Here is a 17,291-nt window from a genome sequence, read left to right as displayed (position 1 = left end):
CGGCGTCGGCACGCGGCTCCCCGGTCAGCGGCGGCGCAGGGTCCGCACGCTCCGGGACGAGAGCGCCGCCAGCGTCGCGGCCACGGTGAGCGCCGCCAACAGCGCGACGGCCGGACCGGGCCCGAGGCGCTCGGCCAACGGCCCCGCCGCCACCTGGCCCACGGGGACGGCCGCGAACGACCCCAGCGCGTCGTAGGAGTAGACCCGCGACAGCCGCTCCGCGTGCACGTTCTCCTGGACCGACACCTCCCAGGCCACGCCGAACTGCTCCACCGCGACCCCCGCCACGGCCATCGCGACCAGCAGGGGGAGGAACGGGACCGAGCCCGCCAGCGCGAACAGCGGCACCGTCTGCACCAGGATCAGCGCGACCCCGAACGCCAGGGCCCGCCGCGGCTGCCACCGCGCGGCCAGCACGCCGCCCGCCAGGAGCCCCACCGCGTTCGCCGCCATCAGCAGACCCCACTCCGTCCGGCCGAAGGCCGCGTCGGCGATCGCCGGACCCAGGACGGACACGGTCGCGGTCCACGAGGCGTTGACCACCATGAACTGCGCCACCACGATCCACACCCAGCGCCGGGCGGTGAACTCGCTCCACCCCTCCCGGAGGTCGCGGAGGACACCGGCGCCCCCGTGCCCGTCCCGACCCGGGCCGCCCGGCACCCGCAGGAAGGCGAAGGCGACCCCGGCCAGCGCGAACAGCGCCGCGTCCGCCGCGATCGCCCACCCGGAGCCCGCCGCCCCCACGACCGCGCCGTTGACCAGACTCAGCCCGACCATCACCGGGAGGGAGGCGGTCCCGGTGAGCAGGGCCGCGGCGAGCACCGCCTGGGAGCCCGCCGCCAGCACGCATCCGCCCCGGAGGACGAGCGAGCGGGGCACCCGGTCCGCGACCACCCCGCCCAAGAGCAGCAGGCACACGTTGGCCAGGGAGCGCGCACCCACCACCAGCCCCACGTTCACCAGGGAACCGGTCGCGTCCAGCACGGCGAAGGCCACCGCGACGGAGGCCATGCCGTTGCCCAGGAACATCAGCGAGCGGCCGAGAGCCAGGGCCCGGAAGGCCGGATGACGGAGGGGGAGGAGGACGCCGACGCCCGGATCGCTCGCCTCGTCGGCCCGTGCCATGCCCCACCGTCCTCGCCTCGACCACGTCGACCGGGGCACGATGCCAGGGCGCGGGGCACGGGGTCCACCGGATTTCCGCCCGGCGCGGGAGGGGGCGGTCAGGAGGCGACGGGCGGTGACCCCAGCACCCAGCTGCGCCCCTCGGCGGCCAGCTTCTCCACGAGCGTGGCGCTGTCGTGCTCCTTGGCGAACCGGTGCTCGGACCGGGTGATCGGCACGATCCACAGCCACCGCACCGGATCGCCCTGGAAGGACAGGCCGGCGGTCTCCGGCGGCCGGTGGTCGGGGCGCGTCACCAGCGCGGACGGGTCCTCCAGGAGCAGCACCGCCCCCGCGTCGCCGCGCATCGCCCGATCCTCGGGGTTGTCCAGCCACTTGACCGTGTGCCCCGTGCCGAACCACGTCACCGCGCGCCACGGGAACGCGCCGATCCACCGGAAGATCCGCGCGGCCCGGTGCGCGGGCAGGGTCGTGGCCAGCGCCAGCTCGACCCGCGCGTGCCGGGAGGTGTCGGCCATGTACCGGTCGAGGGTCGGCATCCGCTGGCCGCACATCCCCACGGTGGACAGCACCGTGAACGGGCGCTCGGCGCTGGGCGGGCGCTCGGACAGCCGCAGCAGCGGCGGATGGCCGTCGGACACGTCCCAGTAGTGGCCGGGCTCGCCCACGCGGCGGTTGAGGTGGCTGAGCACCGTGCGCTGCACGCTCCGCCACGCGCCCGCGGCCCGCCGCCAGTCCCAGTAGGCCTCGGCGTGCACGACCCTCGGCCACAGCTGGTCGCGCACCGAGTCCAGCTCCCAGGCGAAGGCGCTGCGTCCGACCGCCTCGCGCGCGTAGCCGGGGAGCCCGCTGTCGGCCTCGGCCCAACCGGGGATGACCGCGAGCAGCCCCTCCTCGTCGGTCAGGGCGACCCCGTCCCCCTCCTCGAACCACACGGCGCGCAGGCGCGCGGGGTCGAAGCGCGGTCGGCCCTGCGGGTGCTTGGTGTAGGCCTCGGGCATGAGCGGGGCGCGGCCCTCGAACAGCCCGCCCTCCTCGCTGGCCGCCGGGGCGACGTCGTGGTTGGCCAGCCACACGGGGACGCGGATGCGGCCGCGCGCGTCGAGCAGGTAGGCGGCCGTGGTGCGGGAGTCGCACTCGACGACGACACGGCGGCTCTGGTAGGGACTGACCTCGTCGAGTAGGACGTCCATCCCTGTCACTGGCCCTCCCACGTGCCGTACCCGTGCCGTCACCCGTGTCCGGTCCCGGACCAGCCCGGAGCGCTCTCGGAACGAGGCCGGTAGAATCGACCGTAGTGCCCTGACAGGCGGAGCCGCACCGCGGCAGCGTATAGGTCGTGTAACGACCGGAACCGCGCCGTCCCCGCGCCGGGCGCAGACCACCGACGCCACCCCTTACGGATACCTATGCCCGCCGAGCTCACCTTCGTCGCCCCTCGCCGTGCCCAGCCGCCGCGGCACCTCGCCGACCTCAGCCCCGAGGAACGGGCCGAGGCCGTCGCGGATCTGGGGGAGAAGCCCTTCCGCGCCAAGCAGCTCGCCAAGCACTACTTCGGCCACCTGGAGTCGGACACCTCGGCGATGACGGACCTGCCCGAGGCCTCCAGGGCCAGGCTCGGGGAGGCGCTGCTGCCGACCCTGATCACACCGGTCCGGCACATCACCTGCGACAACGGGATGACGCGCAAGACCCTGTGGAAGGCCTTCGACGGGGTGCTGTTCGAGTCGGTGCTCATGCGCTACCCCGACCGCGTCACCCTGTGCATCTCCTCCCAGGCCGGGTGCGGGATGAACTGCCCGTTCTGCGCGACCGGCCAGGCGGGGCTCACCCGCAACCTGTCCACCGGCGAGATCGTCGACCAGGTGGTGGCCAGCGCCCGCGACCTGGCCCGGGGCGAGGTCGCGGGAGGCCCGGGGCGGATCAGCAACATCGTCTTCATGGGCATGGGCGAGCCCATGGCCAACTACAAGCGGGTCCTGCAGACGGTCCGCCGCATCACCGACCCGGTGCCGAACGGGCTGGGCATCTCCCAGCGCGGCGTCACGGTGTCCACGGTCGGCCTGGTGCCCGCCATCGACAAGCTCACGGCGGAGCGGATGCAGGTGCGCCTGGCGATCTCCCTGCACGCCCCCGACGACGAGCTGCGCGACGAACTGGTGCCGATCAACACGCGGTGGAAGGTCGCCGAGGTCCTGGACGCCGCGTGGCGGTACGCGGGGACCACCGGGCGCCGGGTGTCGATCGAGTACGCGCTGATCAAGGACATCAACGACCAGGCGTGGCGGGCCGACCTGCTCGGCGAGCTGCTCAAGGGCCACCTGGTGCACGTCAACCTCATCCCGCTCAACCCCACGCCGGGGTCCAAGTGGACCGCCTCGCGCCCGGAGGACGAGCGGGAGTTCGTCCGGCGGCTCCAGTCGCACGGGGTGTCGGTCACCGTCCGCGACACGCGCGGCCAGGAGATCGACGGCGCGTGCGGGCAGCTCGCCGCGGCCGAGGGCTGAGCCGGCCGGCGGCCGGGGGAGAACCGTGACCGAGACCCTGCTGGCCTTCGTGGTCGCCTCCGTCTCCGGCCTGGTCCCGGTCCTCAACATCGAGGTGTACCTGGTGGGCGCCGTCGCCCTGGTGGACGACGGCGCCCTCGCCGCGATGGCGGCCGCCGCCGGGCTGGGACAGGCCCTCGGCAAGCTCCCCTACTACTACGTGGGCCGGGGCACGATCTCCGCGCCCTGGCTGCGCCGGAGGGCCGAGACCCCCGGACGCTGGACGGCGCGGGTGGCGCGCTGGCGGCGCAAGGCCGAGGAACGCCCCGTGTGGGGCGCGGGCCTGGTCGCGCTCAGCTCGTTCGCGAGCATCCCGCCGTTCATGGCGGTGTCGGTGCTCGCGGGCGTGGTGCGGCAGAACGTCGTGCAGTTCTTCCTGGTCACGTGGGTCACCCGGACCGCCCGCTTCCTCGTGGTGGTGTTCGCGCCCGCCTGGGCGATGTCCTTCCTGCCCGGGTGACGCCGGGCGGTCGGCGCCGGAGTCCCCGTCAGCGCGGGCCGAGCGCCCGGTCGGCCAGGCGGACCAGCGCCGCGACCACCTCCGGGCCGTACGCGAGCGCCGGGTCGTTGTGGTCGGCGCCCGCCACCACCACCTCCTCGACCAGCCGCGGACTGGCCTCGGCCACCGCGCGACTCTGCTCCGGGGGGACGACCAGGTCCCCGTCGCCGAGGACGACGGTCGTGGGGCGGTCGATCTCCGCCACGTTCGCGCGCACCGGGTAGCGGTCCCACAACAGGGCCCGGACCGGCAGGAACGGGAAATGGTGGGCGGCGACGTCGGCGAGCGAGGTGAACGGGGAGCGCAGCAGCAGTGCCGCGGGCGGGCGCTCCACGGCGAGCCCGCTGAGCACGGCGGCGCCGAGGCTCTCCCCGAGGTAGACCGTCCTCGCCGGGGGGTGCCCGCGGGCGGCGAGGGCGTCGGAGGCGGCTCGCGCGTCCGAGGCCAGACCCCGCTGGGAGGGCGTGCCCGGGTTGCCGCCGTAGCCCCGGTAGTCGAAGAGGAGAACGGTGAACCCCTCGGCGGACAGAGCGCGCGCCAGCGGAGCCCGGGTCTCCCGGTTGCCGGAGTTGCCGTTGGCCACCAGCACCGCCGTGCCGCGGTCGGCGCCGCGCGGAGGGATCAGCCACGCGCCCAGGTCGAGTCCGTCCCCGGTGCGCAGGCGCACGTCCCGAGCGCCGGCGACGACCTCGCCGGCCGGCGGCGGCGTCCCGCCCGTGGGCAGGTAGAGGAGCGACCGCTGCATGCCCCACATGAGACCTCCGAGCAGGATCAGGACGGCGACGGCGGCGACCGCCGCGGTGACGGCGCGGCGGCGCGGGTTCCGCCGGCCGCGCGCGGCGCCCGTCCCGGACACGGTGCCCTCCTCTCACGGTTCCGCCGGGGGAGTCCCCGTCGGCGCCCGCGGGGCGGCCGGAACCGCACCCGCGGGCGGGCGCCCCGGTCCTCAGACGCTGACCAGGTCGCGGCGGCGGAAGCCGCCCAGGCCCACGGCGGTGGCGGCCGTCGCGGCCAGCAGGACGAGGACGAACGGCGCCGCGTCGAACTCCTCGGCCGGAAGCTGCGCCAGGATCTGGAACGGCCCGGCGTCGAGCATCCAGTCGGGCAGGTCCATGAGGATGCCGAAGACCGCCACGACCAGTCCGTACCCGTACCAGGCCCACACCAGGCCGACCAGGCGGGGAGCGGTTCCCAGGAACAGGGTGGTCAGGCCGACGAAGAGCAGCACCACCGGCGCCTGGGCGGCGCCCGCCTCGGCGACCGTGCGGATCCAGTCGGTGTCCTCGGTGACCAGTCCCGCGCCGAGCCCCATCGCCAGCCCGCCCATGAGCAGCATCAGGGTCGCCGCCAGGGCGCTGACCAGGACCGCCGTACCCATCCACCGGATGCGGCCCACGGCCGCGGCCAGGGTGAGCTCCGCGCGCCCGGCGTTCTCCTCGGCCCGCGTGCGCAGGACGGAGAGAACGGCGAAGGCCGCCGCGGCCATCACGACGTACAGGACGAGCATGCCGAGGAAGCCGTCGGCCATGTTCGCGGCGTCCAGGCCCATCCGCGCCAGCAGTTCGGGGTTCTGCTCGACCATGGCGTCGATCTCGGAGACGAGCGTGCCGAAGGACAGCGCGAACAGCGCCACGGCCGCCGTCCACACGATGATGGAGGTGCGCTGCTGGCGCAGGTGCAGGGCGAACACCCCGTTGAGCAGGGGGCTCGCCCCGGCCGGTCCGGGCTTGGTCGTCACCAGCCCCGCGCCCAGGTCACGGCGGCCGGCCAGGGAGTACGCGGCGGCGAACAGCACCGCGATGACCAGCGCGTACAGCGCCAGCGGCCACCAGCGCAGGTCGTCGAACATCCGGGTCTGCTGGGCCCAGGCGAAGGGCGAGAACCACGACGGGGCGCTGCCGCCGCGCTCGGCGATGTCGCCGACCACGCGGAACATGAACAGCACGCCCACGACGAGGAAGGCCAGCCCGCTGGCGCCGCGCGCGTGCTCGGAGACCTGGGCGCACACGGCGGTGATCGCGCCGAAGGTGATCCCGGCCAGGGCGATGCCCCCGCCGAAGGCCACCGAGTCGGCCGCGGCCAGGCCGTTGCCCACCATGACCAGCGTCAGCAGCGCCCCGACGGCGCCGCAGACCAGGGCGTTGGTGGCGAGCGCGGCGGTCATCTGGGCGCTGGAGCCGAGGACGTTGGCGCGCAGGAGCTCGGCGCGCCCGCTCTCCTCCTCGGCCCGGGTGTGGCGGACCACGTGCAGGACGCTCATGACCGCCAGCGCGACCAGCAGGCTCATGGTCATCTCGTTGGCGACCATCGCGCCGAGGCCGTAGTCGTCGAGTCCGTATCCGGGGCCGCCGAAGACGATGCCGGTCGGCGTCTCCATCACGGCGGCGCGGGCCGCCCGCTGCTCCGGCTCGGCGAACATCTCCGCGAGAGTCGGCACGGTCATGGCGAGCATCCCGCTGAGCGAGAGCGTCCAGACCGTCATGCGCACCCGGTCGCGGCGCAGGATGAACCGGATCAGGTGCCCGGTCCCGGTGAACGTGCTCATGCCGCGCCCCTCCCCTCGCCGTTGAGGGCGGCCAGCTCGTCGCCGTAGTGGCGCATGAACAGCTCCTCCAGGGAGGGCGGGTTGCTGACGAGCGACCGGACGCCGAGGTCGGTCAGGGCGCGCAGGGCCTGGTCCATCCGGTCGTTGTCGACGTCGAAGGTCACGCTGCGGCCGTCGACGGACAGGTCGTGCACGCCGGGAAGCCCGTCCAGCACGCTCGCGTCGCCCTCGGTGGTGGCCCGGACGGTGGAGCGGGTCAGGTGGCGCATCCCGTCGAGGGTTCCGGACTCGACGGCCCGGCCCCTGCGGATGATCGTGACGGTGTCGCACAGCTTCTCGACCTCGGCCAGGATGTGGCTGGACAGCAGGACCGAGCGGCCCTGGGCGCTGGCCTCGCGCACGCAGTCGGTGAAGACGGACTCCATGAGCGGGTCGAGGCCGGAGGTGGGCTCGTCGAGGATGAGGAGTTCGGCGTCGGAGGCCAGGGCGGCGACGAGGGCGACCTTCTGCCGGTTGCCCTTGGAGTAGGTGCGCGCCTTCTTGGTGGGGTCGAGCTCGAACCGGCCGAGCAGTTCCCGCTTCCGGGCGGCGTTGACCGACCCGTGCAGCCGCCCGAGCAGGTCGATGGCCTGGCCTCCGGTGAGGTTCGGCCACAGGGCGACGTCGCCGGGGACGTAGGCGAGGCGGCGGTGCAGGGCGACGGCGTCGCGCCAGGGGTCGCCGCCGAGCAGGCGGACGCTGCCGCCGTCCGCGCGGAGGAGGCCGAGCAGGACGCGGATGGTCGTGGACTTGCCCGCGCCGTTGGGGCCGAGGAACCCGGCGACCTGGCCGGGCTGGACGGTGAGGTCGAGGCCGTCGAGGGCCTTGAACGCGCCGAAGTGCTTGTCGAGTCCGCGCACGTCGATGGCGGGGGATGACATGGGTGTTCCTCCTGAGGGGCGGTGATCGTGAACGTGGGAGCCGGGGATTCAGGACGATCCCTCCGGCGGGTCGCTCACGTACAGGAGGTAGGCGTCGAGCATCGACCGGTCGGTGAGCAGCCCCTCGGTGTAGACCTCCAGGGCGGGGAGCGCGAACTCCGTCATCCACTCGCGGATGACCTTGCGGAAGTCGACGTCGGGGCCGGGTTCGCGCAGGGTGACGAGCATGAGGAGCGACCCGGCGCCGTTGGCGGCGAGCCAGCGGGCCCTGGCCCTGGGGTCCCGGCTCGGGCGGACGGTGCCCGCCTCGACCCCGGCGTCGAGGTAGGCCTCGACGTCCGCGGCCATGCGCTCGTACAGCGTGCGGGCCAGGTCCCCTCCGGCTTGCAGGCACCGGAAGACGAAGGCCATGTAGGGGGCGAACTCCTCCGCCTCGGCGATCTGGTGCAGGATCGTCTGCTGGTCGCCACTGGTGACCGACTCCGTCTTGACCTCGCGGATCAGGCGCGTGACGTGGTCCTCGCAGGCGGCGAGCAGGTTGGCCTTGGTGCCGAAGTGGTGCATGACCAGCGCGGGGGAGACCCCGGCGCGTTCGGCGATCTCGCGGACCGGGACGTTGAACCCCCGCTGCCCGAAGCAGTCGATGGCCGCGTCGCGGATGCGGGCGCGTGCGGTGAGGTCCTCCTCGCGGTCCGGAGGCTTCCTCGTGGCTGAACTCATGTTCATCATGCTAAACGCGCGTTCAGTATCCTGGCAAGACGTTCAGCCGATGTCCGGTCCGGCGCGGTAAGGGGTCGGGCCGGGGAGCGGGAGCGGGGCCGCGGCGCGGGTGCGCCGGCCGTAGACTGCGGTGCACGGTCCGGGGCGGCCCAGGCGCTCCGGCGTCGAGGAGGGGAGCCATCCATGGTGCGGGTCGCGGTCGCCCAGTTCGCGCCGGGGCAGGACAAGGCGGAGAACGCGCGCTCGGTCGCCGAGTTGGCGGCCAGGGGCGCCGCCGAGGGCGCCGACGTGGTCCTGCTGCCCGAGTACGCGATGTTCACCGCGCCGCGGACCGACCACCGCTACGTCAAGGCGGCCGAGCCCTTGGGCGGACCGTTCCTGGAGGCCGCCGCCGACACGGCCCGGTCGGAGGGCGTCCACCTGGTGCTGGGCGTCAACGAGACGGTCGGCGGGACGGGCGGTCCGGACGGGGCCGTGGAGCCGGACGCGGGCGGGGCCACGCACTTCGCCAACACCCTCGTCGCGCTCGGTCCGGACGGCGGGCGGGTCGCGCTCTACCGCAAGATCCACCTGTACGACGCGTTCGGCGTCCGCGAGTCGGACGTGGTTCGCCCGGGTCCGATCGAGACGCCGGAGACGTTCACCGTGGACGGGGTGGTCTTCGGTCTGCAGACCTGCTACGACCTGCGCTTCCCCGAGGTGACGCGGCGGATCGCCGACGCGGGGGCGCACGTGCTGCTGCTCGCCGCCCAGTGGGTGCCGGGGCCGCTGAAGGAGGACCACTGGCGGACGCTGGCCCGGGCGCGGGCGATCGAGAACACGGTCTACGTCGCGGCGGCCGGGCAGTCGGGGCCCACGGGGGCGGGCAACAGCATGGTGGTCGATCCGATGGGGACCACCGTCGCGGCGCTGGGGGAGCACCCCTTCGCGGTCGCCTCCGCGGAGGTTTCGGCCGCCCGCGTGGAGGAGGTACGCGCGGTGAATCCCGCACTGTCCCTGCGCCGGTTCGCGGTCACCGCGCGCGACCTGGACTGAGGTCCCGTACCCCTACCACTCAGTAGGCATCGGGCAAATCATGTGAATATACATCTATGAACTGGGGTCTTCCCAGGGTTCGTTACTTAGGGTTATGATCTCCGTGCACGGAGTGATTTGGATCGGTCCGGACACTTTCCAGTGCCGCGAGCCTCTGATTCGATAAAGAGCCGGTAACTATCGGCCCGCCAGACTGTCCTAAACCACGGGGGGAGCAAGGACATTGCGCGGAACGAGCACGATGTGTGCAGCGGGTGCACGGCCTGACGACACGTCGGAAACCTACGTCTACGACCCGGAGGCGCTGACCGGGGCCCAGCGCGTGGGGGATGCCTGCGCCGTCTGCCACGCGCAGTGGCCCCGACCCCGTCGCGTTCTCGGCCGGCTCCCGGACGGCGCCCGCGTGTTCGGCTGCCAGGAGTGCGCGGACATCATCGGCGCGGATCTCGTCACGGGCTCCGGTCACCGCGTCTACGCCGTCCGCTAGGGGCGGTCGCCGGAGAGGGCGTGTCCGCCGACGGGTGCGCCGTCGTGCGCGAACGCACGGGGGCGCGACTCCGCGAGCGCGGTCGCGCTCCGGGTCCAGGGGGAGAGTCGGACCCGGAGCGCTTCCGCTGACGCGCCCGCTTCCATGGGGAGGAGGGGAATTGAGCGCGTCCTTCCAGGATGGTCTCCGCGGCCTCCTCCGGCGTCGGCCACGCCCCGTGAGGGTGGCCGCCACCAACGATACTCCGTGTCGTCCACCGTCGACCGTCAGTGAGAGAGATTCATCCCGTGTTTCCGTTACCGGGGTCTAACCGTTCGTGGGGAATCCCAGGTCGACGCCGCCCTCGGGGCGCTTGCCGGGGTCCGTCCAGCGGGCGGTGACGGCCTTCGTGCGGGTGTAGAAGTGCACACCCTCCGTGCCGTGCGCGTGCGAGTCGCCGAACAGCGACTGCTTCCACCCTCCGAACGAGTAGTAGGCCATCGGCACCGGGATCGGCACGTTGATGCCGACCATGCCGACCTGGATCTCGTTCTGGAACCGCCGGGCCGCCCCGCCGTCGTTGGTGAAGACGGCGGTGCCGTTGCCGTAGCGGTTGCCGTTGATCAGTGCGACGGCCTCGTCGTAGCCGGAGACCCGCACGACGCTCAGCACCGGGCCGAAGATCTCGTCGCGGTAGCAGTCCATCTCCGGGGTGACGTGGTCCAGCAGCGACGGCCCGAGCCAGAAGCCCTCCGTCTCCCCGCCCAGGACCGGGTGCACGCGGCCGTCGATCGCCAGCGTCGCGCCCTGCTCCACGCCCGAGTCCAGGTAGGAGGCCACCTTGTCCCGGTGTTCGCGGGTGACCAGCGGGCCCATCTCGCTGCGGTCGTCGTCGCCCGGGCCGACGCGGAGGCGCTCGACCCGCTCGCGGATCCGCGCGACCAGTTCGTCGGCGACCGAGTCGACGACCGCGATCGCGGAGATGGCCATGCAGCGTTCACCGGCCGAGCCGAACCCCGCCGAGACCGCCGAGTCCGCCGCCAGGTCGAGATCCGCGTCGGGCAGCACGACCATGTGGTTCTTGGCGCCGCCCAGGGCCTGCACGCGCTTGCCGTTCTCAGCGGCGCGGGAGTAGATGTACCGGGCGATCGGGGTCGAACCCACGAAGCTGACCGCCGCCACGTCCGGGTGCTCCAGCAGGCCGTCCACCGCGACCTTGTCGCCCTGGAGCACGTTGAACACGCCGTCGGGCAGCCCGGCCTCGGCCCACAGCTCGGCGAGCAGCAGGGACGCCGACGGGTCCTTCTCGCTGGGCTTGAGCACGAAGGTGTTGCCGCAGGCGATCGCCACCGGGAACATCCACATCGGGACCATCGCCGGGAAGTTGAACGGGGTGATCCCGGCGACCACGCCCAGCGGCTGGAGGATGGAGTAGGCGTCCACACCGGTGGACACGTTCTCGGAGTAGCCCCCCTTGAGCAGGTGCGGGACGCCGCACGCGAAGTCGACGACCTCCAGGCCGCGCTGCACCTCGCCCGCGGCGTCGGAGACGACCTTGCCGTGCTCGGCGCTGATCGCCTCGGCCAGGCGTCCGGTGTTGGCGCGCACCAGCTCACGGAAGCGGAAGAGGATCTGGACGCGCTTGGACAGCGACGTGTCGCGCCAGCCGGGGAAGGCGTCCCTGGCCGAGCGCACGGCGGCGTCGATCTCGGCCGGTCCGGCCAGGTCGACCGTGCCGGAGACCTTCCCCGTCGCGGGGTTGTACACGTCCGCGCGGCGCTCCGCGGGACCCTGGTGGCGGGCTCCGCCGATCCAGTGGGTGACGTTCTCGCTCATGCGTTCCTTCTTCGTCGAATGCCGGCCTGTCCACAGGAACCCAGTCACGACTGGCGCACCCACGACACACCGTGTTTGCTTACTGACAAGGGGGCGCTCAACCGCCGCCGACCTCGTGCTGCCCGCGCGCCGACCGGGCCCCGCGCTCACCCACGGGACCCGACCCCCCACACCTCGGGCGGTCCTGACGCCCCCGACGCCTCTCAGGCGTCGCACGCCTCCGCGTCGACCGCGCGGACCGCGTCCAGGAGCACGTCCCGGCCCTCGGCCGCCTCCTCGGCGGACAGCGTCAGCGGCGGCGCCATCCGCAGCACGTTGCCGTGCACGCCGCCCTTGCCGACCAGCAGCCCGCGCTCACGCGTGCCCTCCAGCACCCGCCCGGCCAGCTCCGCGGAGGGGGCGCCCGTGTTCGGGTCGACCATCTCCACGGCGAACATCAGGCCCTTGCCGCGCACGTCGGAGACGCTCGGCAGGTCGGTCAGCGGGCGCAGGCCGTCGGTGATCAGCCCGCCCTGGCGCAGCGCGTTGCCCTGGAGGTCGTGCTCCAGCACGTAGTCGAGGGTCGCCCCGGCGGCCGCCATCGACACCGGGTTGCCGCCGAACGTCGCCACACCCAGCGCGTGCAGGCGGTCCATCAGGTCGCCGCGCGCCACGACGCCGCCGACCGCGAAGCCGTTGCCGAGCCCCTTGGCGAAGGTCATCGCGTCCGGCGTGACACCGTGGTTGCCGATCCCGAAGAAGCTCGACCCGGTACGTCCCCAGCCCGTCTGGACCTCGTCCGCGACGAACAGGATGCCGTGCTCGTCGAGGACCTCCTTGTAGGCGGCGTACAGGCCGTCCGGCGGCATCGCGAAGCCGCCCACGCCCTGGATCGGCTCCGCGATCAGGCACGCGACGTTCGGCGCCGTGGTGTCCAGGACGTCGCGCAGGTCGGCGACGCACGCGGTGACGTACTCCTTCTCGGACATCCCGCGGAAGGCGGGTGCGCCGCGGTCGGTGCCGTGCAGGTAGTGCACGTTGAGCGGCGACAGCGAGGAGTTCTTCCAGCCCCGGTTGCCGGTCACGGCCACGGTGCCGAACGAGCGGCCGTGGTAGCTGCCGCGCATGGCGAGGACCTCGTCGCTCCCGCGCGCGTAGGTGGCCAGGAGCAGCGCGGTCTCGTTCGCCTCGGTCCCGGAGTTGGTGAAGAAGACCTTGGCGTCGGGGATGCCGGACAGCCGGGCGATCTTCTCGGCCAGTTCGACCTGGCCGCGGATGAGGTACAGCGTGGAGGTGTGCACGACGCCCCTGGCGATCTGCCGCTCCACGGCCTCGCGGACCTCGGCCACGTCATAGCCGATCATGTTGGTCACGATGCCCGTGAAGAAGTCGAGATAGGTGCGGCCGTCGGCGTCCGTGACGCGCGACCCCTTGCCGCTGACGATCTCCAGCGGGGACTCGTAGTAGAGGGGCAACCAGGAGGGCATGACCGCGCGGTGGCGCGAGAGAAGTTCCGACATGCCCCCAGTCTCTCCGCGCCTCCGGCGGATGGCCAGGATCACCATGTTGACAACATGCCGGTCGGTGTTACGACGTGTAAAGTCGGCCCCGGTGCGCGGTCGCGGTGGTCAGAGGGCATGCGGTGCGTGCAGGGTGTAAGGCGGCGGTGCCCGGTGCGTGACAGTGCGTCCTAGAATGGCAGGGTGCTTCCCACTCTCGCCGAGGTCCTCGAGCTGCCCGCCCTCAAACGCGCGCGCCCGCGCGTCGTGGTCGGCTCCGACCACCTGGACGTCCCCGTGCGCTGGGTGCACATCGCCGAGGTCACCGACCTCGCCCACCTGCTGCGCGGCGGCGAACTGGTGCTCAGCACCGGCATCGCGATGCCCGACGACCCCGACGCCCTGCGGCGCTACATCGACGACCTCGCCGCCGCCGGTGTCAGCGGCATCGCGGTCGAACTCGGCCGCAAGTACCACGCCGAACTCCCGCCCGCCTTCCTGGGCGCGGCACGCGACGCGGGGGTGCCCGTCGTCCTGCTCGACCGCGAGGCGCGGTTCGTGGAGATCACCGAGGCCGTGCACATCCGGGTGGTCAACGAGCAGCTGGAGGAGCTGCGCGAGTCGGAGAAGCTGCACTCGGTCTTCACCCAACTCTCGGTGGAGGGCGCCGACACCGGCCAGATCCTGCACGAGGTCGCCCAGCTGTCCGGGTGCCCGGTGGTGCTGGAGAACCTCACTCACCAGGTGCTGGCCTGCGACCTCAACGGCGAGGACCCCGGCACGCTGCTCACCTCCTGGGAGAGCCGGTCGCGCGCGATCCGCTCGGGCAGCCACACCGTCCACGCCCCCAGTACCGGCTGGCTGGTCACCACGGTCGGCGCACGCGGCCAGGACTGGGGCCGCCTGATCCTCATCGTCGGCGCCAACCCCACGCAGCGCCAGAGCATGCTCATCGAACGCGCCGCCACCACGCTGGCGCTCGGTCGGCTGCTCGAACGCCACCAGGAGAGCCTGGAGCGCCAGACGCACCGGACGATCATCTCCGGCATCATCGACCGCGCCTACTCCGACCCCGAGGAGGCGCTGGTCCGGGCCCGGGCGGTCGGGGTGCCGCTCAAGGGGCGCGAGCTGGTCGGGCTGGTCCTGCGGCTGCGGGAGAGCGGGACCGGGCTGGCGGCCCAGGCACGGCTGTCGGACACCGCGGAGGGCGCCGCGCGCGCCTGCCGCGAGCTGCGGCTGCCCGCCCTGGTCGGCTCGCTCGACGACCTGAGGGTGGGCATCCTGCTGCCGCTGTCGGGCAAGCAGCGGCTGGAACCGACGCTGCACATGCTCGCCGACCGGGTGCGGCACACGATCGGGGACGCGGCGGTGCTGGCCGTGGGGTCGTCGGCGGACGGCATCCGCGAGGTGCGGCGGTCGTTCCTGGAGGCGCGGCAGGTCGGCGACGTGGCCGTGCGCCAGAACGACCAGCGCCCCTTCTACCGGCTGCCCGACCTGCACCTGCGCGGGTTGCTGCACCTCTTCCGCGACGACGAGCGGCTCCAGACCTACGTCGAGCGCGAACTGGGCCCGCTGCTGGACCACGACGCCCGGCACGGCGACGACCTGACCGCCATGCTCCGGTGCTACCTGGGAGCGGGCCGCAACAAGGCGCTCGCCGCCAGCCGCGCCCACCTGTCGCGGCCCGCCTTCTACGAACGGCTGCGGCGGATCGCCAACATCCTCGACGCCGACCTGGAATCCGTGGAGACGTGCCTGTCGCTGCACGTGGCCCTGCTGTCCCTGGACTCGGTGCGGGACGAGCGCTGACCCGGTCGCGGGTTCGCAGGAGAGTCTTCCGCCGGGAACGAACCGTGCAGTAACGTGGAATCCGTCGTTGTTGACTGGCGCAGCGGCGAATTCCCTACGTCGTCAGGCCAGAATTCATCGGATTCTTGCGGAAGCAAGCGGAGGATCATGTGACCGACCAGGGGGACTCCGGTCCCGCGCGCAGGAGCAACGGCGTCGTCCTCGACGACACGGCCAAGCGCATCATCGAGCTCCTCCAGGAGGACGGGCGGCGGTCCTACGCCTCCATCGGCAAGTTGGTCGGCCTGTCGGAGGCGGCGGTGCGCCAGCGTGTCCAGCGGCTGCTGGAGGCCGGGGTCGTGCAGGTCGTCGGCGTCACCGATCCGATGATGCTGGGCTTCAACCGGCAGGCGATGATCGGCGTCCGCACGACCGGCGACCTCAACCGGGCCGCCGACGCCATCTCCGACATCCCGGGCGTGGAGTACGTGGTGATCACCGCGGGCTCCTTCGACCTGATGGTCGAGGTGGTGGCCGAGGACGACCCCAGGCTGCTGGAGATCCTGGCGCGGATCCGGGACGTCGACACGGTCGACACCACCGAGACCTTCCTCTACCTCAAGCTCCGCAAGCAGACCTACGCCTGGGGTACGCGCTAGCGGTCTCGGACGGGAACGGCCCCGACCGCCGCCCTCCACCGCCCGGGGCCACCGCGCGGAGAACGGCCCCGCCCGCGTCCAACGAGACGCGCGGGCGGGGCCGTGCCTTGGCGGGATCACGGTGGACGCGGGGGCATACCATTAGCCTGTTGCGCAAGGCCGTGATCGGGCGATGTCCGCCAAGGTGGCCGGGGTGGGGGCGTGCGCCGTCGGACGCCCCCGGGGCCGGGCGGTCTACAGACGGGCGAAGGCCTCGTCGAGGATGTCCAGCCCCTCGTTCAGGAGCTCGTCGGAGATCACCAGCGGCGGCAGCATGCGGACGACGTTGCCGTAGGTGCCCGCGCTGAGCAGGATCAGGCCCTGGGAGTGCGCGTAGGCGAGCACCTTGGCCAGCGCCTCCGGGTTCGGCGTCTTGTCCGCGTCCTTGACCAGCTCGATCGCGATCATCGCGCCGCGGCCGCGGACGTCGCCGACGACCTCGTACTTGGCGGCCAGCTCGCGCAGGCGGCCCAGCATCAGCTCTCCGATCCGGCGGGCGCGCTCCACCAGGCCGTCGGACTCGACGGCCTCCAGGGCTGCCAGGGCGGCGGCGCACGCGGCCGGGTTGCCGCCGTAGGTGCCGCCGAGGCCGCCGCCGTGGACGGCGTCCATCAGCTCCGCGCGGCCGGTCACGGCGGCCAGCGGCAGGCCGCCCGCGATGCCCTTCGCCGTGGTGATGAGGTCGGGGACGATGCCCTCGTGGTCGCAGGCGAACAGGTCGCCGGTGCGGGCGAAGCCGGTCTGGACCTCGTCGGCGACGAACACGATGCCGTTGGCGCGGCAGAAGTCGACGATCGCGGGCAGGAACCCGGCGCCCGGCTCGATGAAGCCGCCCTCGCCCTGGATCGGCTCGATCACCACGGCGGCGACGTTCTCGGCGCCGATCTGCTTGGCGATCTGGTCGATGGCGGTCCTGGCGGCCTCGGGGCCGCAGTTCTCGGCGCCGGTCGCCCAGCGGTAGGGGTAGGCCATCGGGACGCGGTAGATCTCGCCGGCGAACGGCCCGAAGCCCTGCTTGTAGGGCATGTTCTTGGCGGTGAGGCCCATGGTGAGGTTGGTGCGGCCGTGGTAGGCGTGGTCGAAGACGACGACGGCCTGGCGACCGGTGGCGCTGCGGGCGATCTTGACCGCGTTCTCCACCGCCTCGGCGCCGGAGTTGAGCAGGATCGAGCGCTTCTCGTGGTCGCCCGGGGTGACGCGGTTGAGGGCCTCGCACACGTCCACGTACGCCTCGTACGGGTTGACCATGAAACACGTGTGGGTGAACCGGCCGAGCTGCTCGGCCGCGCGCTCGACGACGCGCGGGTCGGCGTTGCCGACGTTGGTGACCGCGATGCCGGAGCCGAAGTCGATCAGGGCGTTGCCGTCGACGTCCTCGACGATCCCGCCGCCCGCGCGCTCGACGTAGACGGGCAGGACGCTGCCGACGCCCTGGGCGACCGCACCCCTGCGGCGTTCCTGGATCGCACGGCTCTTCGGGCCGGGGATCTCCGTGACGATCCGGCGTGACTGGACGACCTCGGACGTGGCCATGCGGCTGCCTCCTGTGAACGGGCTCGGTGAGGGTGTCGGTCCGACTGCCACGACCTTAGGCGGCGCGGACCGGGCCAGACATGGACACGGTGGATAATT

At 72.7% G+C, this 17,291-nt stretch carries 15 protein-coding genes; 6 read left to right on the top strand and 9 right to left on the bottom strand.

Features of this window, described 5'->3' with window-relative positions; translation table 11 throughout:
• Positions 1 to 24 precede the first annotated feature (24 nt).
• The gene (locus ACIBFB_RS00975) at positions 25 to 1,128 is read right to left on the bottom strand and encodes an MFS transporter (protein WP_397224774.1); all 1,104 of its coding nucleotides are present in this window, start codon (positions 1,126 to 1,128) and stop codon (positions 25 to 27) included.
• Positions 1,129 to 1,226: 98 nt separating this feature from the next.
• Positions 1,227 to 2,330 (bottom strand): suppressor of fused domain protein, encoded by a 1,104-nt coding sequence (locus ACIBFB_RS00970; protein ID WP_397224772.1) that lies wholly within the window; start codon positions 2,328 to 2,330, stop codon positions 1,227 to 1,229.
• A gap of 207 nt (positions 2,331 to 2,537) precedes the next feature.
• Between ACIBFB_RS00970 and rlmN the strand changes: the two genes are divergently transcribed.
• The gene (gene rlmN, locus ACIBFB_RS00965) at positions 2,538 to 3,635 is read left to right on the top strand and encodes a 23S rRNA (adenine(2503)-C(2))-methyltransferase RlmN (RefSeq protein WP_397224770.1); all 1,098 of its coding nucleotides are present in this window, start codon (positions 2,538 to 2,540) and stop codon (positions 3,633 to 3,635) included.
• 25 nt (positions 3,636 to 3,660) lie between these two features.
• The gene (locus ACIBFB_RS00960; protein ID WP_397224768.1) at positions 3,661 to 4,134 is read left to right on the top strand and encodes a hypothetical protein; all 474 of its coding nucleotides are present in this window, start codon (positions 3,661 to 3,663) and stop codon (positions 4,132 to 4,134) included.
• Between the two features lie 28 nt (positions 4,135 to 4,162).
• Here the strand turns inward: ACIBFB_RS00960 and ACIBFB_RS00955 are convergent, their stop codons facing one another.
• The 4 genes from ACIBFB_RS00955 to ACIBFB_RS00940 form a co-directional block, all read right to left on the bottom strand.
• Positions 4,163 to 5,029 (bottom strand): alpha/beta hydrolase, encoded by an 867-nt coding sequence (locus ACIBFB_RS00955; RefSeq protein ID WP_397224766.1) that lies wholly within the window; start codon positions 5,027 to 5,029, stop codon positions 4,163 to 4,165.
• 90 nt (positions 5,030 to 5,119) lie between these two features.
• Entirely contained in the window at positions 5,120 to 6,718 is a 1,599-nt protein-coding gene (locus tag ACIBFB_RS00950; protein ID WP_397224764.1) for an ABC transporter permease, read from the bottom strand.
• On the bottom strand, positions 6,715 to 7,638 hold the full coding sequence (locus tag ACIBFB_RS00945; RefSeq protein WP_397224762.1) for an ATP-binding cassette domain-containing protein: 924 nt from the start codon (positions 7,636 to 7,638) through the stop codon (positions 6,715 to 6,717). Before ACIBFB_RS00945 ends, ACIBFB_RS00950 begins: the two co-directional genes overlap by 4 nt.
• A gap of 48 nt (positions 7,639 to 7,686) precedes the next feature.
• Complete coding sequence (locus tag ACIBFB_RS00940; RefSeq protein ID WP_397224760.1) at positions 7,687 to 8,358, bottom strand: TetR family transcriptional regulator; 672 nt, start codon at positions 8,356 to 8,358, stop codon at positions 7,687 to 7,689.
• A 183-nt stretch (positions 8,359 to 8,541) separates the two neighbouring features.
• Here ACIBFB_RS00940 and ACIBFB_RS00935 point away from each other — a divergent pair, with 183 nt between their 5' ends.
• Both ACIBFB_RS00935 and ACIBFB_RS00930 read left to right on the top strand, forming a co-directional pair.
• Entirely contained in the window at positions 8,542 to 9,393 is an 852-nt protein-coding gene (locus tag ACIBFB_RS00935; RefSeq protein ID WP_397224758.1) for a carbon-nitrogen hydrolase family protein, read from the top strand.
• Between the two features lie 241 nt (positions 9,394 to 9,634).
• Entirely contained in the window at positions 9,635 to 9,880 is a 246-nt protein-coding gene (locus ACIBFB_RS00930; protein ID WP_397224756.1) for a hypothetical protein, read from the top strand.
• Between the two features lie 306 nt (positions 9,881 to 10,186).
• Here ACIBFB_RS00930 and ACIBFB_RS00925 read toward each other — a convergent pair whose 3' ends face one another.
• The gene (locus ACIBFB_RS00925) at positions 10,187 to 11,695 is read right to left on the bottom strand and encodes a CoA-acylating methylmalonate-semialdehyde dehydrogenase (protein ID WP_397224754.1); all 1,509 of its coding nucleotides are present in this window, start codon (positions 11,693 to 11,695) and stop codon (positions 10,187 to 10,189) included.
• Between the two features lie 203 nt (positions 11,696 to 11,898).
• A complete protein-coding gene (locus ACIBFB_RS00920; protein ID WP_397224752.1) occupies positions 11,899 to 13,194 on the bottom strand; it encodes an aspartate aminotransferase family protein in 1,296 nt (431 codons plus the stop codon).
• A gap of 183 nt (positions 13,195 to 13,377) precedes the next feature.
• On the opposite strand from ACIBFB_RS00920, the gene ACIBFB_RS00915 reads away from it, so the two are divergent.
• On the top strand, positions 13,378 to 14,982 hold the full coding sequence (locus ACIBFB_RS00915) for a PucR family transcriptional regulator (protein ID WP_397224750.1): 1,605 nt from the start codon (positions 13,378 to 13,380) through the stop codon (positions 14,980 to 14,982).
• Between the two features lie 149 nt (positions 14,983 to 15,131).
• Entirely contained in the window at positions 15,132 to 15,620 is a 489-nt protein-coding gene (locus tag ACIBFB_RS00910) for an Lrp/AsnC family transcriptional regulator (RefSeq protein WP_397224748.1), read from the top strand.
• 234 nt (positions 15,621 to 15,854) lie between these two features.
• On the opposite strand, the gene gabT is transcribed toward ACIBFB_RS00910, so the two are convergent.
• The gene (gene gabT / locus ACIBFB_RS00905) at positions 15,855 to 17,192 is read right to left on the bottom strand and encodes a 4-aminobutyrate--2-oxoglutarate transaminase (RefSeq protein ID WP_397224746.1); all 1,338 of its coding nucleotides are present in this window, start codon (positions 17,190 to 17,192) and stop codon (positions 15,855 to 15,857) included.
• Positions 17,193 to 17,291 lie beyond the last annotated feature (99 nt).

It is taken from the genome of Nocardiopsis sp. NPDC050513 (assembly GCF_044457925.1).
Classification (GTDB): Bacteria; Actinomycetota; Actinomycetes; order Streptosporangiales; family Streptosporangiaceae; genus Nocardiopsis.
The sequence above is the reverse complement of the archived record's forward strand: the minus strand, read 5'-3'. Positions and strand labels throughout refer to the sequence as shown.